Source organism: Micromonospora halophytica, from assembly GCF_900090245.1.
GTDB lineage: Bacteria > Actinomycetota > Actinomycetes > Mycobacteriales > Micromonosporaceae > Micromonospora > Micromonospora halophytica.
On the sequence record NZ_FMDN01000004.1, the window covers coordinates 291,547 to 311,674 of the forward strand.

The following is a 20,128-nucleotide window of genomic DNA, read 5'->3' on the forward strand; positions in this document are numbered from 1 at the left end:
GCTTTGCGGCGTGTCGGGTGTCCGAGTGTGCTGACACCCGACACGCCGCAAACCGTGGGCCGATCCGGCCCGGCGGGACCATGTCCGTCAGGGGGTCATCTCGTAGGCGCCGGAGAGGGCGGTGACCTGGGTCCAGACCCGGGCGGTGCGCTCGGGGTCGGTGACCGGGCGACGGACGTGGGCCAGCGCCCAGGCCGCCTGCGCCTCGGTGGTGGCCGTCTTGCCGTGCAGCTCGGTGGCGTGACCGGAGAAGTCCCGGACCAGCACGTCGAAGATCTCGTCGAGCAGGTCGGCGTCGAGGCCGGTCAGCTCGGCCTGCTCCAGGATCAGCTGCCCGTAGACCACCAGCGCGAAGAGCTGCCCGAGGGCGAGCAGGAAGTCCAGGTCGCGCTGCTGCTCCTCACTCGGGGCATGGGCGGCGAGCAGCGCGCAGAGCCCGTCGGCCTGCTCGGTGAAGCGGGCCACGTTCGGCACGTCGGCGTGCGCGCCGTACGCGGCCCGCCAGTCGTGGAAGCGGATCGCGCCGAGACCCCGCGCCGGGCCCTGCCGGAACAGGAACTCGTCGTCGGCCGGGTCGTGCCGGGTCGGCACCGGCGCGAACTCGGCCGGGGCGAAGAGGTAGTTCGCCATGAACTTCAGGATCAGGGCCAGGTTGACGTGCACGGTGCCTTCGAGCTTGGGCAGGCCGCGGATGTCCCGGGCGGCCTTGTCGAAGTAGGTGTCCGCCTCGAAGCCCTTGGCGGCGATGACGTCCCAGAGCAGGTCGATCACCTTCTCGCCCTCGGTGGTCACCTTCATCTTGGTCATCGGGTTGAACAGCAGGTAGCGGCGGTCGTCCGGCCCGGCCGAACGGAAGTAGTCCACCGCCCGGTCGCTGAACAGCTTCATCGCCACCAGGCGGACGTACGCGTCGGTCAGCTCCCGCCGCACGTGCGGGAAGTCGGTGACCCGCCGGCCGTAGAGGACCCGGTTGTGGGCGTGGGTGACCGCCTCGAACATGGCGTGCTCGCAGATGCCGACGGAGGCGGTGCAGAGGTTGAACTTGCCCACGTTGACGGTGTTGAGCGCGGCGTCGAAGGCCGCCTTGCCGGTGTGCAGCACGTCCTCGGCGCGCACCGGGTAGTCCTCCAGCCGGAACTCGCTGACGAACATCTGCGCGTTGACCACGTTGCGCACCAGCCGGTACGCCGGGTGCCGGCTGTCGGCGGCGAAGAAGACGTACCCGTCGGGGCCCTCGACGTCGGCCCGACGGCCGAAGACGGAGACCAGGCCGGCGACGTTGCCGTTGCCGATGTAGTACTTGCCGCCGGTGGCCCGGAAACCGCCGGAGCCGTCGGGGGTGAGCAGCATGTCGGTGGAGTAGATGTCGGCGCCGTGACTGCGCTCGGAGAGGCCGAAGGCCATCACGTGGCCGGTGTCGAGCAGCTCGGCGGCGCGGGCCCGGGCGGCGGCGTTGTCGCTCTGCCAGACCGGGCCGAGGCCCAGGACGGTGACCTGCCAGGTGTACCAGTAGCCGAGGCCGTAGAAGCCGAGCACCTCGCTGAGCGCGGCGTTGCGGGCGGTGTCCCAGCGCTTGGCCGGGTCGCCGCCGCCGTCGGCGGCCGGGGTGCAGAAGGCGGCAAAGAGGCCGGACTTGGCGGCGAAGTCGAGGAAGTCGCCGTACCAGTCGTGCCGGTTGTAGCTGTCGACCAACGCCTTCTTGCCGCGCTGCTCGAAGAAGTCGACGGTGGCGCGCAGCAGCCGCCGGGACTCGTCGTCGAGGTGGGCGGGGTCGTAGGTGCGGGGGTTCAGCAACACGGACATGCGGGCGTCCTTCCTCAGGGGGTGGGGCGGTCGAGGTCGCGCAGGGTGGCCAGGACGTCGTCGAGCCAGGCCAGCACCATCCGCTCGTACGCGATGCCGCCGCGCAGCACGACGTGCTGGAGGGCGGCGCGGGCGTCGGGGTCGGCGGGGTCGGGGAAGTCGCGGCGCTCACCGGCGAGGTAGCGGGCGAGGACCGCCTCGTGGTCGGCCCGGTAGCGCTCGACCTCGGCGACGAGCGCGGCGCGGCCGGCCGGGTCGGCGAAGGCCGCGCCGCGGATCTTCACGGCCAGCTCGTGCCGGACCGCCTCGGGCTGCACGGGCGCGTGCAGCCACTCGGCGAGGGCGGCCCGCCCGGGCGGCGCGGCGGACCAGCGCCGCTTGTCCGGCCGGCCCTCCTGCCCGACCTGTTCGGCGGTGACCCAGCCGTCGGCCTCCATCCGCTTGAGCACCCGGTAGATCTGCTGGTGGGTGGCCGTCCAGAACCGGCCGATGGAGCGGTCGAAGCGCCGGGCCAGCTCGTATCCGGACGCCGGCTGCTCCAGCAGGGCGACCAGGATCGCGTGTTCGAGGGCCATGCCGGCATCCTGCTATGCAACGAGTTGCATAGGCAAGGTGTCAGGGGCATCCGTCACACGGCGACCCCGCGCTCCCCGCAGGGATGCGCGGCCGCCCGGCCCGCGGGAGTGGGGCGGCGGGCACGAACCGCGCGACGTGGCGAGGACCACCCGCGCCGGAGGTTTGGCGTACGGCACGCCGGGAGACTGTCCTCCGGTGCGAACAGAGGGGGAAACCGTGTCCGAGCAGACCCGACCGCAGTCGCGAACAGCGCCCGCCGGGGTGACCGACCCGCTGCTGTGGCGGCTCGCCGCCGATGTGGCGCAGGCGCACCAGCCGGACCGGACGGGGCACTGCGACAATCTGCTCTGCGCCCGTCAGGAGTGGCCCTGCGAGGCCGCCCGCAACGCACGACGGGCCCTGGAGATGTCCGGCGTCACGGCGGAGGAGACCGCCGCGCCGCGCCGGGCGGAGTCGGAGCGGCCCCTGCCCGCCCCACCGCACCGCCGCTCGCGTGCCGCCGCCGAGGCGGCCTGATCCCTCGACCGCCGACCGGGCCGGGGCGACGCCGACGACCCGGCGTCCGCGTGCCCGGACCGCGCCCGTGACCGGCGACGCGCGGCCCGGTCACCTCGGGACGGTGAGCGCGGCGTAGTCGGCGGCGGTCAGCGGGCCCGGGGAGAGCGACCCGTCGGCCCGGGGCACGCCCAGCGGCCGCCCGTCCCGGACGAACGACACCCCGCTCACGTCGTCGCGGGCGTCCAGCGTGCAGACGACCTGCCCGTACGCCAGCACCTCGTCGGTGCGCCCGGACTCTTCCGGCGGCGGGGCTACCGACACCTCGGCCCGGCCGTCCACCAGCCGCGCCCCGGTGACACCCACCGCCCCGGGCAGGGCACTGCCCAGGCCAGCCTCCCGTTCGACCGAGGAGGCACCGGCGAGCAGCCGGCGCAGGTGCAGGTCGACGTCGCCGGCCACGTCGACCTGACGCACCACCCGGACCAGCCGGTCGTCACGGACCAGCCAGATCGGCTGCGCCACCCGACCGGTCGCCGGGCTCGCCGCCGTCACCGGCGGCGGCATGACCACGCCGGGCGGTGGCCGGACCCCACGGGGCCGGTCCTCGGCGGACACCCCGCAACCGGCCAGCACCAGCGCGAGCACCGCGAGCAGGGCGGACAACCGGGCGGTGACGTTCCGGCCCCCGGTCACGACAGTGCTCCCGGCAGCTCGACCCGGAACCGCGCCCCACCACCGGGCCGGTCCCCCACCACCGCCCGGCCACCGTGCGCGGCGGCATGCTGGGCGACCAGCGCCAGGCCGAGCCCGGTGCCGTCCCCGCCGGCGCGGGCGTGCGCCGCGCGGCCACGGACGAACCGGTCGAAGACCACCTCCCGGTCGACCGGCGGCACGCCCGGGCCGGCGTCGTCGACCTCCACCACTCCAGACCCGCCGGTACGGGACAGCCGCACCGCGACCGGACCCCCGCCGTAGCGCACCGCGTTGTCGAGGAGGTTGACCAGCACCTGCTCGACCCGGCGCGGATCGACCGACCAGAGGACGGCCGCCGCCCCGGGGCCCGGGCGGACCAGCGACTCCGGCAGACCGTGCGCGCGGCACACCCGGCGGGCCAGGGCCACCACGTCCACCGGCTCCCGCTGCGCCGGCCGGTCGCTGCGGGCCAACTCGATCAGGTCGTCGACGAGGTGCTCGAAGCGGGTCACCTCCTCGACCACCAGGCCGGCAGCGGTCGCCGTGCGCTCGTCAAGGTGCTCCCGGCGGCGGGCGAGCACGCTCGCCGCGGCGGAGAGGGTCTGCAACGGCGAGCGCAGCTCGTGGCTGACGTCGGCGGCGAACCGGCGGTCCCGCTCGATGCGCTCCGCGACCTGGTCGACCATCCGGTTGAACGAGGTGGAGAGGCGGGCCAGGTCGGGGTCGGTGCCCGGAGCCAGCCGGGCCGTGACGTCCCCGGCGGCGATCTTCTCCGCCGCGTCGGCGACCGCGGTCAGCGGCCGCAGCCCGTGCCGGGTGGCGTACCAGCCGAGCGCCGCCCCGGAGCCGGCCACGGTCATCGCCACGACGGTCAGCGCCAGCGCCAGCACCTGGAAGGTCTGCTCCAGCTCGCGCAGCGAGGTGATCTCGTAGTAGCCGGTCGACTTCGACAGCGGCAGCCCGACCAGCAGCGCCGGCTGGCCGTCGACGTTCACCCGCTGCACCCCCGGCTCGCCCGCGGCGACCATCGCCACCAGCCCCGCCGGCACCGCCCCGGACGGGCCCTCGTCGGCGGTGCGCGCGTACCACTGCCCCTCGCGGTGCACCAGGGCCCGGCGGCTACCGCCGGTGTCCAGCGACCGCAGTACCTCGTACACGTCCGGCGTCTCGGTGTCCAGCCCGGTGCGCACCACGGCCGCGTCGAAGTACGCCGCCCGTATCGCGGTGCGTTCCCGCTCGTCCAGCAGCGAATGCCGGACCAGCTCGTACGAGACCAGGGCCATCAGCGCCGACAGCAGCAGGGCGCCCACGGCGAACGCGGCGGTGACCCGGGCCCGCAGTCCGAGGCGCCTCATCGCTGCATCTTGTAGCCGAGACCGCGGAGCGTGACCAGGTGCCGCGGGTTGGCCGGGTCGGCCTCGATCTTCTGCCGCAGCCGACCCACGTGCACGTCGACCAGCCGCTCGTCGCCGGTGTCGTACCCCCAGACCCGGCTGAGCAGCTGCTGGCGCGACAGTACCCGGCCGGCGTGCTCGGCCAGCTCGCACAGCAGCCGGAACTCGGTGCGGGTGACCGGCACCGGGCGGCCGTCACGGCGTACCTCCCCCTCCTCCGGGCTGATCTCCAGGCCGCCGAAGGCGTACACCGGCACCGGTGCGGCGGCGGTACGGGCCCGGCGGCGCAGCGCCCGCAGCCGGGCGGAGAGCTCCTTGATCGCCACCGGCTTGACCACGTAGTCGTCGGCGCCGGCCTCCAGCGCCGCGACGATGTCGTGGGTGTCGTCACGGGCGCTGACCACCACGATCGGCACGTCGTCGTCGCGGCGCAGCTGCCGGATGCACTCGAAGCCGTCCAAACCAGGCAGCATCAGGTCGACCAGGACCTGGTCGGCGGGGTCCTGCCGCTGCGCGCGCAGCCCCTCCTCCGCGGTGGCCGCCCCGCGCACCACGTAGCCCTCGTCCTCCAGGGCCAGCAGCAGCGCCAGACGGATCCGGTCGTCGTCCTCGATCACCAGTACGCCCGCCATACCCGCATCGTGCCCGGGCCGGGGCGGCGACGGCCAACCGTGTCGGGCGGACGCGGGATTTGTCACGCAACTGTCATCCGACCGCGGGGCGGTCGCCAAGGGCCGTGACCAGGCTGGGCACCGACGACGACGCCGAGGGGGCCCGATCCGTGACACCGTCCGTGTGCAGCGTACCGCTGGTGGAGATCAGCGTCACCGACGAGCTGGACCTGGCCGGTCTGGAACGGACCCGCCGGGTCCTCAACCGGCTGCTGGCCCTACGGCCCGCCCGGCTGGTGGTGGACCTCTCCGCCTGCCAGGTCCTCGACGCCGCGGCAGTCGGCCTGCTGCTCGACACGCACCGACGGCTGGCCCGCCACGACGGCGCGCTGACGTTGCGCGATCCCAGCGAGCGGGTCCGCCGGGTGCTGCGCGCCGCCGGGGTGGCCTGGGTGCTGCCGGTGACCAGCACCGTCGGGACGTGGCCCCCGGGCCAGGCCCACCCGGCCCCGGATCACCACCGGGCCACCCGCGGAGACGGAAGGGAGCGGATCCAATGACCGTCACCGGCATCGTCAGCGCCGTCGTCGTCGGCCTCGTCGTCGGCAGCCTCGGCCGGCTCCTCATCCCCGGCCGGCAGCGGATACCGGTCTGGCTGACCGCGGCGACCGGCCTGGTGGCCGCGCTGCTCGGCACCATCGTCGCCCGGCTGGCCGGCATCGACGCCGACGGCTTCGGCCCGCTGCAACTGGTCGTCCAGGTCGGTCTCGCCGGTCTCGGCGTCGCGCTCGTAGCGGGCACCGCCGGAGGATCCCGATCCGAGCGCTGAACCACCGGAACCCGGCCGCGCGCCCGCCACGCGCACTCGTCGTCCGCCGCCCCGCGCCGGGAGGCGGTGGACCGGTCACCGGCCGGCCCGCCCCCGGTACCCGCCCCGAAAGAGGAGCTCCGCATGGTGATGCCCTGGCCGCTGCCGGACGAGAGCTGGTTCCGGCCCGATCCGCAGCCGCCCGCGCCGGGCGGGGACGACGCCTGGCTGGCCGGCGAGATCGCGTACCGGATCGTCGGCGGCGTCGGCCCCCGCGCCCGGGGCGTCTCGGTCACCGTGCAGAACCGGGTCGCCATCCTCACCGGCACCGTGCGCGACCCGTCCACCCGGCGGCTCGCCGGCGAGCTGGCCTGGCTGGTCCCGGGCGTGGCCGACGTCTGCAACAGCCTTCGGGTCCGCGTCCGCTGACCGCCGGCCCCGCGTGCACCCGCAGCACCCGGTGGGCGTTTGCGCCACGCCCCGCTGCGGGTAGTCACGACCCCCGGGACCGGGCGGCACGATCCGGTGGACAACCGGAGGAGAGTCAGCGATGGCGCGCGTGCGGCAGTGGGCGGGGACGGCGGCCGGCCGGTTACGGCAGGGCTGGCGGCCCGCGCTGGAGGCGGCGGTCGCCGCGACGATCGCCTGGGTGGTGGCGGCCCGGCTGATCGGCCACCCCGACCCGTTCTTCGCCCCGAGCGCCGCGCTCATCGTGCTCGGCGAGGCGCGCGGCAAGCGGGTACGCCAGACCGTCGAGATGGTGCTGGGGGTGGCCGCCGGGGTGCTCGCCGCCGACCTGGCCGTGCAGGCGCTACCCACCGGCACCGGCACCATCTTCCTCGTCCTGCTGCTGACCATCGGGCTGATGGTCGGCGTCGGGGCGAGCAGCACACTGACCGTCCAGGCCGCGATCTCCGCGCTCTACCTGGTGGTGGTGGCCGCACCGCAGGACACGATGGTGCCGTTCCGCTTCGTCGACGCGCTGATCGGCGGCGCGGTGGCGCTGGCCGCGAGCCAGCTCATGGTGGCCCGCGACCCGCTCGCCCCGCTCGTCGCCGAGGCCCGCCGCACCTACGGCGACCTGGCCGAGCTGCTCACCCGGCTCGACGAGGCGCTGTGCCGCTGCGACGAGGAGGCCGCACGGGCGGCGCTGGAGCGGGCGCGCGAGGTGGACGGCTGCGTGGACCGGTTCCGCACCGCCGTGCAGGCGTGCACGGAGTCGCTGCGGCTGCGGGTGCGCAAGCGCCGCCACCTCGGCCAGGTGGAGGAGGTCGAGGCGACCTGCCGTCAGCTCGACTACGCCGTGCGCAACATCCGGGTGCTGGCCCGCAACGGGGTGACCCTGACCCGGCTGAACACCGCCTGGCCCGGTGAGCCGGGCGGAGGCGTCGCGACCCCGCCGGAGCTGGGCGCCGCGCTGCGGGCGCTCGCGCAGGCGGTCCGCGCCGCCGCCGACGCCCTCTCCACCGACCTGGTCGGGCGGTCCGACGCCGACCGGTACGCCCAGCGGGCCGACGAGCACGCCATGGAGGCGGTCCGGATCGCCGCCGGGCTGCTGCGGACCGACCCGCCGCTGCCGGTGGTGATGATCGTGGGCCAGATCCGGGCCACCGCCATCGACCTGCTGCGCGGCGTCGGGGTGGACGACGCGGCGGTGCTGGGGCGGGTGGACGAGGCCCTGGGTCTGCCCCGCGCCTGACCGGCCCCGGAGCACGGGTGGGCGGGACGGCCGGCGACGGGCGGCAGGGCTGGTCAGCGGGGCGGCGGGGTGGCGGGCACCGGCGGTCGGGGGCCGAAGGCGGTGAGGAAGCGGTCCCGGAAGGCGTCCATCCGCCACACCGGCGCGTCCGGGCCGGGCCGCAGCCCCTCGTGCCAGCCCCAACCGTCCACCCGGGCCAGCACGGCCGGGTCCCGGGCGACGATGGTGACCGGCACGTCCCGCCCGGCGTCCTCGCCGGTGATCATCGGGGCGGGCTGATGGTCGCCGAGGAAGACCAGCACCAGGTTGTCGTCGCCGTAGGTCTCCACGTAGGAGATCAGGCTGTTCAGCGAGTAGTCGACGGCCTGCCGGTAGCCGGTGCGCACCTCCGGGACGCTGCGCCCCACCACGTCGGTCGGGTTGGCCGCCACCGAGGTGGGCCGCCGGTAGATCGAACCGTCGCCGACGTGGTCCCAGTCCAGCATCCGGGGGATCGCCGCCCAGGGCGAATGGCTGGAGATCAGCGGGATCTCCGCCATGATCGGGGCACGGTCCTTCGTGGCGCGCTCGCGGCGCTGGAACTCCGCCAGCGTGTACTGGTCGGGCATCGGGGCGTAGCTGAACTTCGGGCCCCGGTAGCCGAGACCGGCCGCGTCGTGGTAGCGCGCGTAGTCGAAGAACTTCCCCTCCGGCCAGGGCGCGGTCGCCGCCGGCATCACCCCCACCGTGTCCCAGCCGGCCCGCCGGAACACGCCGTTGAGGGTGAGCCGGTCACTGGCCAGCAGGGTGAGGTGGCGCTGCTGGTTGTCGACCCAGAGCCCGGACAGCAGCGTGTCGTGGGCCAGCCAGCTGCCGCCGCCCGCCGTCGGGGAGGTGAGGAAGCCGCTGCGGGCCGCGTACCCGGCCGCCGCCAGCCGCCGGGTGCCGCCGTCGAGGACCGCGCCGATCCGTGGCGCGTACTGCGGGTCCTCGACCGCGTCCCGGCCGTAGCTCTCCACGAAGGCCAGGACGACGTCCTTGCCGCGCAGCCCGGTCAGCAGCCGGTCGCCCGGGACGTCCCGGAAGGCGTCGACGGCGAGTTCAGCGGCGAACGCCTGCCGGTCCCGCAGCCCCGCGCCGAACTGGCCGACGTGCTGGCCCACCAGGACCGACGAGCGGGAGTCGGCGACCGGCACCCCGATCGTCGCCCCGGCCACCCAGACCGCGGCGAGGGCCGCGAGCACCCGGACCGTCGCCCGGTCGTGGCGGGCCACCAGCCGGGTCAGCCGCAGCACCGACCGGGTGGTCAGCACCAGCAGCGCGACGACCAGGGCGACCAGCCCGACGGCGGCGCCGACCGCGCCACCGGAGCCGACCGAGTCGGTGACGAAGCCGTACGCGTCGTCGAGCAGCACCCAGTCGAGCACCAGGTCGAAGGGGCGGGCCAGGCTGGCGGACATGCCCATGTCGAGCAGCTTGACGACGGCGAGCAGCCCGAGGGCGACCCCCAGCACCAGGGCCGCCGCCCGCCGGGCCCAGCCGCGCAGCACCAGCAGCAGCACACCGGCGGCCAGCGCCTCCACCGGCACGCGCAGGAACGCGGTGGGGGTGAGCTGGTCGAGCCGGCTCGGCGCGGCCAGCACCGCGAAGACCAGCAGCACGGCCAGGACGCTGGTCGCCGCGCCGGCCACCGTACGCAGCCGACCGCGTGGGGTGGCGGATCCGCCGGACGCGGCGTCGGGCGTCTGTGACGTGGCGTCGGCCGGTGGGGTGGTGTCCTCGCCGGCGGGGGTCCGGACGGGCGGGCGGGTGGCGTCCGTCCGCGACGGCTCCTGCTCCCTGGCGTCCGGCGACGGGTCGGAGCGGGGGGCGGGCGGGCGGGTGACGTCGCCCGCGACGCCCGGCGGGTCGTCCGCCGGCGGTCGGGTCCCGGCACGCGACGACACTGACACGGTGGTGTCCCTTTCTGGGCAGGTCCCGGCGGCGGCCGGGTGGACGGTACGGCTCAGACCGGCTGGTGCGCGACCAGCGGGCGCTCGGACACGGCGACCTCCCGCCGGGACCGTCCACCCGCGACGGACTGTGGCGCCGGAACAGGCTGTGGCGCCGGAACGGGCTGTGGCGCCGGGAGCGCGGTGGCGGCGCGGGCCGGACGGTGCCACCAGAGCCAGCCGACGTCGTGGCCGAACGACTCCACCAGCAGCGCCAGCGAGACCGCCACCAGCACGACGGTCACCGGCCCGGGCAGCACGTCCGCGACGGCGGTCAGCAGGAGGACGCCCTGCGCGGCGGCGACCACCTTGCGCCAGTAGCGCGGTGGCAGGGTGCCGCGCATCCAGGGCAGCACCCAGCTCGCGGCGACGAAGGCGTACCGCATGCCGCCGATGGCGAGCGCCCAGGGCCCGACGACCGGGGCGACGTGCAGGCTCAGCACCAGGATGAGGAACGCGTCGACCTCCATGTCGAACCGCGCCCCGAGCGCGCTGGCGGTGCCGGTGCGCCGGGCCACCCAGCCGTCCACCGCGTCCAGGGCCAGCGCCACCACGGTCAGCGGCACCAGCACCGCCAGCGGGGCCGGCCGGTCGACGGCGTCCACCACCAGCGCGGTCACCCCGCCGGCCAGCACCGCCCGGGTCAACGTCACCCGGTCGGCCGGCCCGAGCCGGTCGCCGCCGTGCCGGCGTACGCCGCGCGCCAACACGGCGCACAGGACGAGCCCGTACCCGGCGCCGGCCAGCCACCCGGCGACGTCGAGCCCGACGGTCGCGGCCAGTACGGCCAGCAGGACGAGCTGCGCGGTCAGTCCGACCACCGGACCGGTTCGAACCCTGGACACGCTGCCTCCGTGTTTATGATCGACGACCTCGACAGAGCAGTACGCAGCGCGCGGCCGATCGGTTCGGTTCCGCCGCCAGATGGGAGACGACCGCGTGATCCGCGACGCCCGCGCCTTCTGGCTCCGCTCCCCCGGCGAGGGCGAGATCCGACCGGTGACGCTACCCGGCCCGGGGCCGGAAGACGTGCTGGTACGCAGCCTCTTCTCCGGCGTCAGCCGGGGCACCGAGACGCTGGTGTTCACCGGGGGCGTGCCGCAGAGCCAGTACGCCGCGATGCGCGCCCCGTTCCAGGAGGGCGACTTCCCCGCCCCGGTCAAGTACGGCTACCTCAGCGTCGGCGTGGTCGAGGCCGGACCGGAGCGGCTGCGCGGACGTACCGTCTTCTGCCTGCACCCGCACCAGACCGCGTACGTGGTGCCCGCCTCGGCGGTGACCCCGGTGCCGGACGGGGTGCCGGCCGCCCGGGCGGTGCTGGCCGGCACGGTGGAGACCGCGGTGAACGCGCTCTGGGACGCCGCCCCCATGGTCGGCGACCGGGTGAGCGTGGTCGGCGGCGGCATGGTCGGCTGCGCGGTCGCCGCGCTGCTCGCCCGCTTCCCCGGCGTCCGGGTGGAACTGGTCGACACCGACCCGACGCGCGCCGCCGTGGCCGACGCGCTCGGCGTCGGGTTCGCCGCGCCGGACGACGCCACCGGCGGACGGGACCTGGTGGTGCACGCCAGCGCCACCGGCGCGGGCCTGCAACGCTCACTGGACCTGCTCGCGCCGGAGGGGACGGTGGTCGAGCTGAGCTGGTACGGCGACCGGCCGGTGCAGGTGTCGCTGGGCGGCGCGTTCCACTCGGGACGACTGACGGTCCGCAGCAGTCAGGTCGGCACGGTCTCGCCGAACCGGGCCCGGCGCAGCTACGCCGAGCGCCTCGCGCTCGCCCTGGAACTGCTCGCCGACCCGACGTTCGACGCCCTGCTCACCGGCCGGTCGCGCTTCGACGACCTGCCCGACGTGCTCGACCGACTGGCCGCGGGGACCCTCCCCGCGCTCTGCCACCTCATCACCTACGACGGGGAGTGACCGTGTTCAGCGTCACCGTACGGGACCACATCATGATCGCCCACAGCTTCCGGGGGGAGGTCTTCGGGCCGGCGCAGAAGCTGCACGGGGCCACCTTCGTGGTGGACGCGACGTTCCGCCGGGCCGATCTCGACGCCGACGGCATCGTGGTCGACATCGGCCTGGCCACCACCGAGCTGAAGGCCGTGCTGGCCGAGCTGAACTACCGCAACCTGGACGACGAGCCGGCCTTCGCCGGGGTCAACACCACCACCGAGGTGCTCTGCCGGACGATCGCCGACCGGCTGGCCGAGCGGGTGCACGCAGGCTCGCTCGGCGAGGGCGCGCGGCAGCTGGCCGGGATCACCGTCACGCTGCACGAGTCGCACGTGGCCTGGGCCGCCTACGAACGGTCGCTGTAGCCCGTGCCCGTGGTGCACGTCGTCCTCCCCGGCGACATCGACGACCCGGCGACCCCGAGCGGCGGCAACAGCTACGACCGGCGGGTCTGCGACGGGCTGGTCGAGCTGGGCTGGACGGTGCGCGAGCACGGCGTACCCGGGGAGTGGCCGCGTCCGGACGGGCCGGCGCGCACCGGGCTGGCCGGGTTGCTCGCGGGCCTGCCCGACGGCACGCCGGTGCTGCTGGACGGGCTGGTCGCCTCGGTGGTGCCGGAGGTCCTGGCCGGGCACGCCGGGCGGCTGCGGCTGGTGGCGCTGGTGCACCTGCCGATGGAGGGCGACACCGAGGCCGCCGCGCTGGCCTGCGCCGCCGCCGTGGTCACCACCAGCGAGTGGACCCGGCGGCGGCTGCTCGACCGTTACCGGCTCGACCCCGCCCGGGTGCACGTCGCCGCCCCCGGCGTGACGCCGGCCAAGCCGGTCGAGGGCACGGCGGCCGGCGCCCGGCTGCTCTGCGTCGCGGCGGTCGTCGCGCACAAGGGGCACGACGTGCTGCTGCGCGCCCTCGCCGAGGTCCCCGCGCCGTGGACGCTGGACTGCGTCGGGGCGCTCACCCGGGATCCGCGGTTCGCGGCGGGGCTGCGCCGGCTCGCCGGCGACCTGGGGCTGGCCGGGCGGGTGCGGTTCACCGGCCCGCGCACCGGCGCCGCCCTGGACGCCGCGTACGCCGACGCCGACCTGCTGGTGCTCGCCTCGCGCGCCGAGACGTACGGGATGGTGGTCACCGAGGCCCTCGCCCGCGGCCTGCCGGTGCTCGCCACGGCGGTGGGCGGGGTGCCGGAGGCGCTGGGCCGGGCCCCCGACGGCGACCTGCCCGGCCTGCTGGTGCCGCCCGACGACCCGGCCGCCCTGGCCGACGCGCTGCGCCGCTGGCTCGGTGAGCCGCGGCTGCGTGACCGGTTGCGCCGGGCCGCCCTGGCCCGGCGCGGCACGCTGGCCGGCTGGCCGGCCACCGCGACGCTGATCGCCCACGTCCTGGACGGAGTGACGACATGACCCTGCCCGCCACCGATCCCTTCGCCGACTGGCTCGCGCTGCGCGAGCCCGCCGACGCCGCCGCCCGCACCGAGGACCTGGTCGACCGGGTCCGTGCCCGGCTGGCCCCCGACCGGCCGCTGGTGGTGCACGACCTCGGCAGCGGCACCGGTTCGATGGCCCGCTGGCTGGCCCCGCGGCTGCCCGGCCCGCAGCACTGGACCCTGTACGACCGCGACCCCGGCCTGCTCGACCGGGCCCGCGCGCAGCCGCCGGTGGCGGCCGACGGCAGCCCGGTGACGGTGCGGACCCGGCAGACGGACATCACCCGGCTCACCGCCGCCGACCTGTCCGGGGCCGGACTGGTCACCGCGTCCGCGCTGCTGGACATGCTGACCGGCGAGGAGATCGACCGGATCGTCGCCGCCTGCGCCGGGGCCGGCTGCCCGTCGCTGTTCGTGTTGTCGGTCGTCGGGCGGGTGACGTTCGACCCGGCCGATCCGCTGGACGCCGAGGTGGCCGCCGCGTTCGACGACCACCAGCGCCGTACCGTCGACGGCCGGACGCTGCTCGGGCCGGACGCCGCCGCGGCGACCGTCGCCGCGTTCGCCCGGCACGGCGTGCCCACCGAGGTCCGGTCCACCCCGTGGCGGCTCGGCCCGGCGCAGGCCGCGCTGACCGCCGAGTGGTTCACCGGCTGGTTGGAGGCCGCCGTCGAGCAGCGCCCCGAGCTGGCCGACCGGACGGTGCAGTACGCCCGCCGCCGGCTGACCGCGGCCGCCGCGGGTGAGCTGACGGTTACCGTCGGGCACGACGACCTGCTCGCCGGGGCGGAATGAACCGGCCGGCGGACTGATACGTGCAAGCAGGTGACGATCTTCGCGCTAGGAGGCTCCGCGTGCCACAGGCTGCCGGCGACACATCCCCCGCGCCCGCCCGCGCGGTCTGGGCGTGGGTGAGCAACCTGGGCGGCGTGGCGCTGGTGGCGGTGCTGCTGTGGGGGTTGGGCACCGGGCCGGTGCTGGCGGCGCTGCGGCGCATCGACGCCCCGACGGTGGGGACGGCGCTGCTGCTCGGCGCGGTGGCCACGATCTGCTGCGCCTGGCGGTGGCGGCTGGTCGCCGAAGGGCTCGGCGTGCGGCTGCCGCTGGGCGCGGCCGTCGCGGACTGCTACCGGTCGGTCTTCCTCAACGCCACGCTGCCCGGCGGGGTGCTCGGCGACGTGCACCGGGCGGTCCGGCACGGGCGCGACGCCGGGGACGTCGGCCGGGCGGTGCGGGCCGTGGTCTGGGAGCGCAGCGCCGGGCAGGTGGTGCAGGTGGCCCTCGCGGCGGTGATCCTGCTGGCGCTGCCCTCACCGGTGCGACCGTACCTACCGGCCGCCGTCGGGCTGGCCGTGGCCGCCGCCCTCGGCCTGGTGCTGCTGGCCCGGGCGCTGCCCCGCTCCGGGCCGTCGCGCCGGGCCCGCGCGCTGCGCGCCGCGGCGGCCGACGTCCGCGCCGGCCTGCTCGGTCGCCGGAGAGCGCCGGGCGTGCTGCTGGCCTCGGTCGTGGTGGTGCTGTGCCACCTGGCCACGTTCGTGCTCGCGGCCCGGGTGGCCGGGGTCACCGCCCCGGTGGCCCACCTGGTGCCGCTGACCCTGCTCGCGCTGCTGGCGATGGGACTGCCGGCGAACATGGCCGGTTTCGGCCCGCGTGAGGGCACGGCCGCCTGGGCGTTCGGGGCCGCCGGCCTCGGCGCGGCCCAGGGGGTGTCCACCGCACTGGTGTACGGGGCGCTGGTGCTCCTCGCCGCCCTCCCCGGCGCCGCCGTGCTGCTGCTGTTCCGCCGCCCGTCCAGGCAGCGGGAACGATCCACGGCTCGTACGGTGAACCAGGGTGGTTCTGCCGCGGTACCCGCTGCCGGGCTGGCCGGCGGCGTCTGACGGAGGAGACACATGTACGAAGCACTGCCGGTCGCGACGGTCCGCACACAGGTCACGGTCCCCCTCCGCTTCCCCGACGGGTACGCCACGACGGCCCGGGTCTTCTCGTTCGACGGGTTGGTGGACGGGCGGGAGCACCTGGCGTTCGGGCTGGGCGACTGGGCGGGCTCACTACGGCGGTACGCGGCGGGCGGAGTCGCGCCCCTGGTCCGCCCGCACAGCGAATGCCTCACCGGGGACGTCTTCGGCAGCCAGCGCTGTGACTGCGGCCCCCAGTTGCGCGAGGCGGTGGAGCGCATCAGCGAGGCCGGCGGGTTCCTGCTCTACCTGCGGCAGGAGGGTCGCGGCATCGGCCTCTACCCGAAGCTCGACGCGTACGCGCTGCAGGACGCCGGCCTGGACACGTACGAGGCGAACGTGGCGCTCGGGCACGGCGAGGACGAGCGCGACTACCGGGCCGCCGCGCAGATGCTCGCGGTGCTGGGGGTGGAGCAGTTCGCCCTGCTCAGCAACAACCCGGAGAAGGCCGAGCAGCTCGGCCGCCTCGGGGTGACGGTGACCGAGGTGGTGCCGACGGGGGTGTTCCTCTCCCCCGCCAATGCCGACTACCTGGCGGCGAAGGCGAGCCGGGCCGCCGCCCGGACCGTCGACGCGCCGTCGCTGACCTGACATGGACACGGCACCGACCGCGGCGGCGGTCACCGCGGCCCCGGCGTCGACCGGACGGCCGTACGTGCTGCTCAGCTGCGCCACGTCGATCGACGGCTACATCGACGACACCACCGAGCAGCGGCTGCTGCTGTCGAACGACGAGGACCTGGCGCGGATCGACGCGGTCCGGGCCGGCTGCGACGCCATCCTGGTCGGTGCCGGCACCGTCCGCTGCGACGACCCGCGCCTGGTGATCCGCTCCGAAGGGCTGCGCCGGGCGCGGGTGGCGCGAGGCCTGCCGCCGTCGCCGATGAAGGTCACCCTGACCGCCCGTGGCGATCTCGACCCGCAGGCCCGGTTCTTCACCGTCGGCGACGCCGACAAGCTGGTCTACTGCGCGTCGCCGGCGGTGGACAAGACGACCGAACTGCTGGACGGTCTGGCCACCGTGATCGACGCGGGAGAGCCGCTGGCACACGACCGGGTGCTGGCCGACCTGGCCGCCCGGGGGGTGCGGCGGCTGATGGTGGAGGGCGGCGGCACGGTGCACGCCCAGTTCCTCGGCGCCGGGCTCGCCGACGAACTCCATCTGGTCGTCGCCCCGTTCTTCGTCGGGGACTGCCGGGCGCCGCGCTTCGTCGGCGACGGTCGGTTCCCCTGGCACCCGGGGCGGCGGGCCCGGGTGGCCGAGGTCCGCCAGATCGGCGACGTGGTGCTGGTGCGGTACGCCCTCTCGGAGCGCTGCACCGCCGAGTGACGCCGGTTACTGCGGGTGACCGCTCGTCGTGGTTGAACCACTCGGCGTGTCCACCCGTACCATCGGACGCGGCCGACCGACGATCTACTACTGTCCGTCGTACGGTCGAGGCGTCGGAGGACGGACTGCCGGTGGACGGAGGTCAGGGTGATCACGGAGGAGGACGACGGCCAGGTGACCGCCTGGGCGCTGGCCGCCGGTCAGGGTGACCGCCAGGCCCTGGCGGCGTTCGTCCGGGCGACGCAGGCGCAGACCTGGCGTTTCCTGCGGCACCTGCTCGCCTCGGCGGAGACCGACGACCTGGTGCAGGAGACCTATCTGCGGGCGATGCGCTCGCTGCCCCGCTTCGCCGGCCGCTCCTCCGCCCGGACCTGGCTGTTCAGCATCGCCCGGCGGGTCGCCGCCGACCACCTGCGCGCGGCCCGCGCCCGGCCGGAGGTCACCGCCCTCGACGGCCGGGAGCTGCCGGCGGACGGGCGGTTCGAGAACGGGGTCGTCCTCGACCAGTTGCTCCGGGAGCTGCCGGCGGAACGGCGGGAGGCGTTCGTCGCCACCCAGGTCCTCGGCCTGTCCTACGCCGAGGCGGCCGAGGTGTGCGGCTGCCCGGTGGGCACGATCCGGTCCCGGGTCGCCCGCGCCCGGGAGGACCTGGTCGCGGCGCTCGATGGCCGTACCGGCCGGCGCGCGGGACGCGTCGGCTGACGGCGGGACCGATGAACGACCTCCGGTACGTACGGTGCGCGAGCTGGCGGGAGATCCTGTCGGCCCGGCTGGACGGGGAGGAGAGCGCCGAGGAGGCCGCCGCCGCGCAGCGACACCTCGACGGCTGCGCGGACTGCCGCGACTGGCTGGACGGGGCCGCAGCGGTCAACCGGCGGGTGCGTACCCGGGCGGCGTCCCCGCTGCCCGACCTGACCGACGCCATCCTCGCCGCCGCGCCGCCCCGCCGGCTGGCCGGGTGGCGGGTCCGGCTGGTGGCCGCGCTGCGGGTGGCGCTCGGCGTGCTCGGCGCGGGGCAGCTGGTTCTCGGGCTGGCGCAGGCCGGCCGGGGCGCGCTCACCGACCACCTGCACCCGGCCGGGCAGCACCTGTGGCACGAGGCCGCCGCGTGGAACGTCGCCGTCGGGGCGGGTTTCGTCTTCGTGGCGCTGCGCCGGACCCCACCGGCGGGTCTGCTGCCGACGCTCAGCGCGTTCGTCGCCACCCTGGTGCTGCTGTCGGTCAACGACGTGCTCACCGCACGGGTGGATGTGTCCCGGCTGGTCAGCCACGCCCTGCTGCTCGGCGGCTGGCTGGTGACGGTGCTGCTGTCCCGCCCGGCGCTGCGCGCGGGCCGGCCGCCGCCGGTCGACGGGCGGGCGGGCCGGTCTCGGTGGCGGCTGCGGCTCGACGAGGCCGAGCAGCCGGCGGTGGGGCCCCGGCCCGCCCCGCCGTACGGTGCGCGGGCCGCCGTTCAGCCGGTCGCCGACCCGGTACAGCGGGCCGACGCCGACCGGTCCGCCGCCTGACGCCGCCACCCGACGGGCGTAAGGAGTTCGCAAGCATCGCGCGTCCCTCCCCACCGGCCGCACGCGGCTACGCTGACCCGGCGGGTGGGGAGGTGGGCGATGACGCAGCGGGTGCTGGTGGTCGACGACGACCGGACGGTCAGCGACGTGGTCTGCCGCTACCTGGAGCACGCGGGCTACCGGGTGGAGCACGTCGCCGACGGCCTCGCCGCGCTGGCCGCCGTGGCGGCCGCCCCGCCGCACCTGGTGGTCCTCGACGTGATGCTGCCCGGGCTGGACGGGCTGGAGGTCTGCCGGCGGCTGCGGGAGCGGCCGGACGGCGTACCCATCGTGATGTTGACCGCGCGCGGCGACGAGGCCGACCGGATCCTCGGCCTGCAACTGGGCGCGGACGACTACCTGAGCAAGCCCTTCTCCCCGCGTGAGCTGGTGCTGCGGGTCCGGTCGGTGCTGCGGCGGGCCGGTGGTGAGCCGGCCGGCGCGGTGCCGGAGGTGCTCTCCGACGGGGGGCTGACCGTGCGGACCGGCCCCCGGGTGGCCCGGCTGCACGGCCGTGAGCTGTCCCTGACGCTGCGGGAGTTCGACCTGCTGGCCCACCTGATGCGGCACCCGGCACGGGCGTTCCGCCGCGCCGAGCTGCTGGAGCGGGTGTGGGGCTGGCAGTTCGGCGACCAGTCCACGGTGACCGTGCACGTACGCCGGCTGCGGGAGAAGGTCGAGGTGGACCCGGCCGATCCCCGCCGGATCGCCACGGTCTGGGGTGTCGGCTACCGGTACGAGCCGGTCGATGGCTGACCTCGCCCTGATCTTCGGCGCGGCGCTCGCGGCGGCCTGCGCCGTCGGGCTGCTCGGGGCGGGCGCGCTGCGGCTGCTGCGCGGCCGGTCGATCACCGTGCACATCACCGTGCTGCTGGCGATGACGGTGAGCGCGGTGGTGGCCGGCGTCGCGGTGATCGCCGAGGCGATGTTCCTCTCCCCACACGACCTGGAGGTCGTGCTGATCACCGTCTCCGCGGCGGCGGTGGTGAGCCTCGGCGTCGGGTGGCTCTTCGGGAGGCGGCTCGCCGCCGCGGCGGTCTGGGCCGACCAGGCGCGGGAGCGGGAGCGGCGGATCGAGAAGGGCCGCCGTGACCTGGTCGCCTGGGTGTCGCACGACCTGCGCACGCCGCTGGCCGGGCTGCGCGCGATGGCCGAGGCGCTGGAGGACCGGGTGGTCGCCGACCGGCGCACGGTCGACGAGTACCACCGCCGGATCCGGGTCGAGACCGACCGGATGACCCGCCTCGTCGACGACCTGTTCGAGCTGTCCCGGATCAACGCGGGGGCGCTGCGGCTGTCGCTGTCCGCCGTGCCGCTGGGAGACGTGGTCTCCGACGCGCTCGCCAGCACCGCGCCGCTGGCCGCGGCCTGCCGGATCCACCTGGTCGCCGCCGACTCCGGCTGGCCCACGGTGACCGCCAGCGAGCCGGAACTGGCCCGGGTGGTCGGCAACCTGCTGCTCAACGCGGTCCGCTACACCCCGGAGGACGGCACCGTGCGGGTCGACGCCGGCCGCGACGGCGACGACGCCTGGTTGGCCGTCGCCGACACCTGCGGCGGCATCCCGGAGGCCGACCTGCCCCGGGTGTTCGACGTGGCGTTCCGGGGCGAGCCGGCGCGCACCCCGCGGCCGGGCAACGGCGGCGTCGAGGGCTCCGGCGGGCTGGGCCTGGCGATCGTGCGCGGGCTGGTCGAGGCGCACGGCGGCCGGGTGGACGTGCAGAACGTCTCCGGCGGCTGCCGCTTCGTGGTCCGGCTGCCGTTGGCGCACGCCTGACCGGCCCAGCTCGTGACCGGCATCTCCAACGGCGGGCTGACCGCGTGGGCCGCGCCGAGGGCTTGGCCCGGCACCACACGCCGGGCCA

General features: G+C 75.8%; 22 protein-coding genes and 1 pseudogene. 16 read left to right on the top strand and 7 right to left on the bottom strand.

What is annotated here, in order from left to right; genetic code table 11:
• Window positions 1–87: 87 nt before the first annotated feature.
• Both GA0070560_RS08850 and GA0070560_RS08855 read right to left on the bottom strand, forming a co-directional pair.
• Entirely contained in the window at window positions 88–1,803 is a 1,716-nt protein-coding gene (locus GA0070560_RS08850; RefSeq protein WP_091293559.1) for an acyl-CoA dehydrogenase family protein, read from the bottom strand.
• Between the two features lie 14 nt (window positions 1,804–1,817).
• Window positions 1,818–2,378, bottom strand: coding sequence for a PadR family transcriptional regulator (locus GA0070560_RS08855; protein ID WP_091293561.1), 561 nt, complete (start codon window positions 2,376–2,378; stop codon window positions 1,818–1,820).
• Window positions 2,379–2,595: 217 nt separating this feature from the next.
• On the opposite strand from GA0070560_RS08855, the gene GA0070560_RS08860 reads away from it, so the two are divergent.
• Window positions 2,596–2,895, top strand: a complete 300-nt coding sequence (locus GA0070560_RS08860; RefSeq protein ID WP_139131460.1) for a hypothetical protein — start codon at window positions 2,596–2,598, stop codon at window positions 2,893–2,895.
• Between the two features lie 90 nt (window positions 2,896–2,985).
• Here the strand turns inward: GA0070560_RS08860 and GA0070560_RS08865 are convergent, their stop codons facing one another.
• Genes GA0070560_RS08865 through GA0070560_RS08875 form a run of 3 tightly spaced genes read right to left on the bottom strand, consistent with a single transcriptional unit; the run spans window position 2,986 to window position 5,596 of the window.
• Window positions 2,986–3,540 (bottom strand): GerMN domain-containing protein, encoded by a 555-nt coding sequence (locus tag GA0070560_RS08865; RefSeq protein ID WP_425412613.1) that lies wholly within the window; start codon window positions 3,538–3,540, stop codon window positions 2,986–2,988.
• 26 nt (window positions 3,541–3,566) lie between these two features.
• A complete protein-coding gene (locus GA0070560_RS08870; RefSeq protein ID WP_091293569.1) occupies window positions 3,567–4,925 on the bottom strand; it encodes a sensor histidine kinase in 1,359 nt (452 codons plus the stop codon).
• Window positions 4,922–5,596, bottom strand: a complete 675-nt coding sequence (locus tag GA0070560_RS08875) for a response regulator transcription factor (RefSeq protein WP_091293571.1) — start codon at window positions 5,594–5,596, stop codon at window positions 4,922–4,924. Before GA0070560_RS08875 ends, GA0070560_RS08870 begins: the two co-directional genes overlap by 4 nt.
• Before the next feature lie 179 nt (window positions 5,597–5,775).
• On the opposite strand from GA0070560_RS08875, the gene GA0070560_RS08880 reads away from it, so the two are divergent.
• From GA0070560_RS08880 to GA0070560_RS08895, 4 genes are all read left to right on the top strand, one after another.
• Window positions 5,776–6,135 carry an STAS domain-containing protein gene (locus GA0070560_RS08880; RefSeq protein ID WP_245675429.1) on the top strand — a complete coding sequence of 120 codons (360 nt, stop codon included), beginning with the start codon at window positions 5,776–5,778 and terminating at the stop codon, window positions 6,133–6,135.
• Window positions 6,132–6,404 carry a GlsB/YeaQ/YmgE family stress response membrane protein gene (locus GA0070560_RS08885; protein ID WP_091293572.1) on the top strand — a complete coding sequence of 91 codons (273 nt, stop codon included), beginning with the start codon at window positions 6,132–6,134 and terminating at the stop codon, window positions 6,402–6,404. The genes GA0070560_RS08880 and GA0070560_RS08885 overlap by 4 nt, the downstream gene beginning before the upstream one ends.
• A gap of 123 nt (window positions 6,405–6,527) precedes the next feature.
• The gene (locus GA0070560_RS08890; RefSeq protein WP_091293575.1) at window positions 6,528–6,812 is read left to right on the top strand and encodes a BON domain-containing protein; all 285 of its coding nucleotides are present in this window, start codon (window positions 6,528–6,530) and stop codon (window positions 6,810–6,812) included.
• 121 nt (window positions 6,813–6,933) lie between these two features.
• On the top strand, window positions 6,934–8,082 hold the full coding sequence (locus tag GA0070560_RS08895) for an FUSC family protein (protein ID WP_091293577.1): 1,149 nt from the start codon (window positions 6,934–6,936) through the stop codon (window positions 8,080–8,082).
• A gap of 53 nt (window positions 8,083–8,135) precedes the next feature.
• Here GA0070560_RS08895 and GA0070560_RS08900 read toward each other — a convergent pair whose 3' ends face one another.
• Entirely contained in the window at window positions 8,136–10,013 is a 1,878-nt protein-coding gene (locus GA0070560_RS08900; RefSeq protein ID WP_139131461.1) for a sulfatase-like hydrolase/transferase, read from the bottom strand.
• A 104-nt stretch (window positions 10,014–10,117) separates the two neighbouring features.
• Window positions 10,118–10,897, bottom strand: a pseudogene (locus tag GA0070560_RS08905) (CDP-alcohol phosphatidyltransferase family protein); the annotation flags it as partial.
• Window positions 10,898–10,991: 94 nt separating this feature from the next.
• Here GA0070560_RS08905 and GA0070560_RS08910 point away from each other — a divergent pair.
• From GA0070560_RS08910 to GA0070560_RS08960, 11 genes are all read left to right on the top strand, one after another.
• On the top strand, window positions 10,992–11,969 hold the full coding sequence (locus GA0070560_RS08910; RefSeq protein ID WP_091293734.1) for a zinc-dependent alcohol dehydrogenase: 978 nt from the start codon (window positions 10,992–10,994) through the stop codon (window positions 11,967–11,969).
• A 2-nt stretch (window positions 11,970–11,971) separates the two neighbouring features.
• A complete protein-coding gene (locus GA0070560_RS08915; protein WP_088979233.1) occupies window positions 11,972–12,370 on the top strand; it encodes a 6-pyruvoyl trahydropterin synthase family protein in 399 nt (132 codons plus the stop codon).
• A 3-nt stretch (window positions 12,371–12,373) separates the two neighbouring features.
• Window positions 12,374–13,405 (top strand): glycosyltransferase family 4 protein, encoded by a 1,032-nt coding sequence (locus GA0070560_RS08920; protein WP_091293585.1) that lies wholly within the window; start codon window positions 12,374–12,376, stop codon window positions 13,403–13,405.
• Entirely contained in the window at window positions 13,402–14,223 is an 822-nt protein-coding gene (locus GA0070560_RS08925; RefSeq protein WP_091293588.1) for a class I SAM-dependent methyltransferase, read from the top strand. The genes GA0070560_RS08920 and GA0070560_RS08925 overlap by 4 nt, the downstream gene beginning before the upstream one ends.
• Window positions 14,224–14,282: 59 nt before the next feature.
• Entirely contained in the window at window positions 14,283–15,308 is a 1,026-nt protein-coding gene (locus GA0070560_RS08930; protein WP_091293591.1) for a lysylphosphatidylglycerol synthase transmembrane domain-containing protein, read from the top strand.
• Between the two features lie 12 nt (window positions 15,309–15,320).
• Window positions 15,321–15,977 (top strand): GTP cyclohydrolase II, encoded by a 657-nt coding sequence (locus GA0070560_RS08935; protein WP_091293593.1) that lies wholly within the window; start codon window positions 15,321–15,323, stop codon window positions 15,975–15,977.
• 1 nt (window position 15,978) lies between these two features.
• Window positions 15,979–16,716 (top strand): RibD family protein, encoded by a 738-nt coding sequence (locus tag GA0070560_RS08940; RefSeq protein WP_091293596.1) that lies wholly within the window; start codon window positions 15,979–15,981, stop codon window positions 16,714–16,716.
• 147 nt (window positions 16,717–16,863) lie between these two features.
• Window positions 16,864–17,418: a sigma-70 family RNA polymerase sigma factor gene (locus GA0070560_RS08945; protein WP_425412610.1), complete on the top strand. Its 555-nt coding sequence runs from the start codon at window positions 16,864–16,866 to the stop codon at window positions 17,416–17,418.
• Between the two features lie 11 nt (window positions 17,419–17,429).
• A complete protein-coding gene (locus GA0070560_RS08950) occupies window positions 17,430–18,224 on the top strand; it encodes a zf-HC2 domain-containing protein (RefSeq protein WP_091293598.1) in 795 nt (264 codons plus the stop codon).
• Between the two features lie 99 nt (window positions 18,225–18,323).
• Window positions 18,324–19,019 (top strand): response regulator transcription factor, encoded by a 696-nt coding sequence (locus tag GA0070560_RS08955; protein WP_091293601.1) that lies wholly within the window; start codon window positions 18,324–18,326, stop codon window positions 19,017–19,019.
• On the top strand, window positions 19,012–20,040 hold the full coding sequence (locus tag GA0070560_RS08960) for a sensor histidine kinase (protein WP_091293603.1): 1,029 nt from the start codon (window positions 19,012–19,014) through the stop codon (window positions 20,038–20,040). The genes GA0070560_RS08955 and GA0070560_RS08960 overlap by 8 nt, the downstream gene beginning before the upstream one ends.
• Window positions 20,041–20,128: the final 88 nt, after the last annotated feature.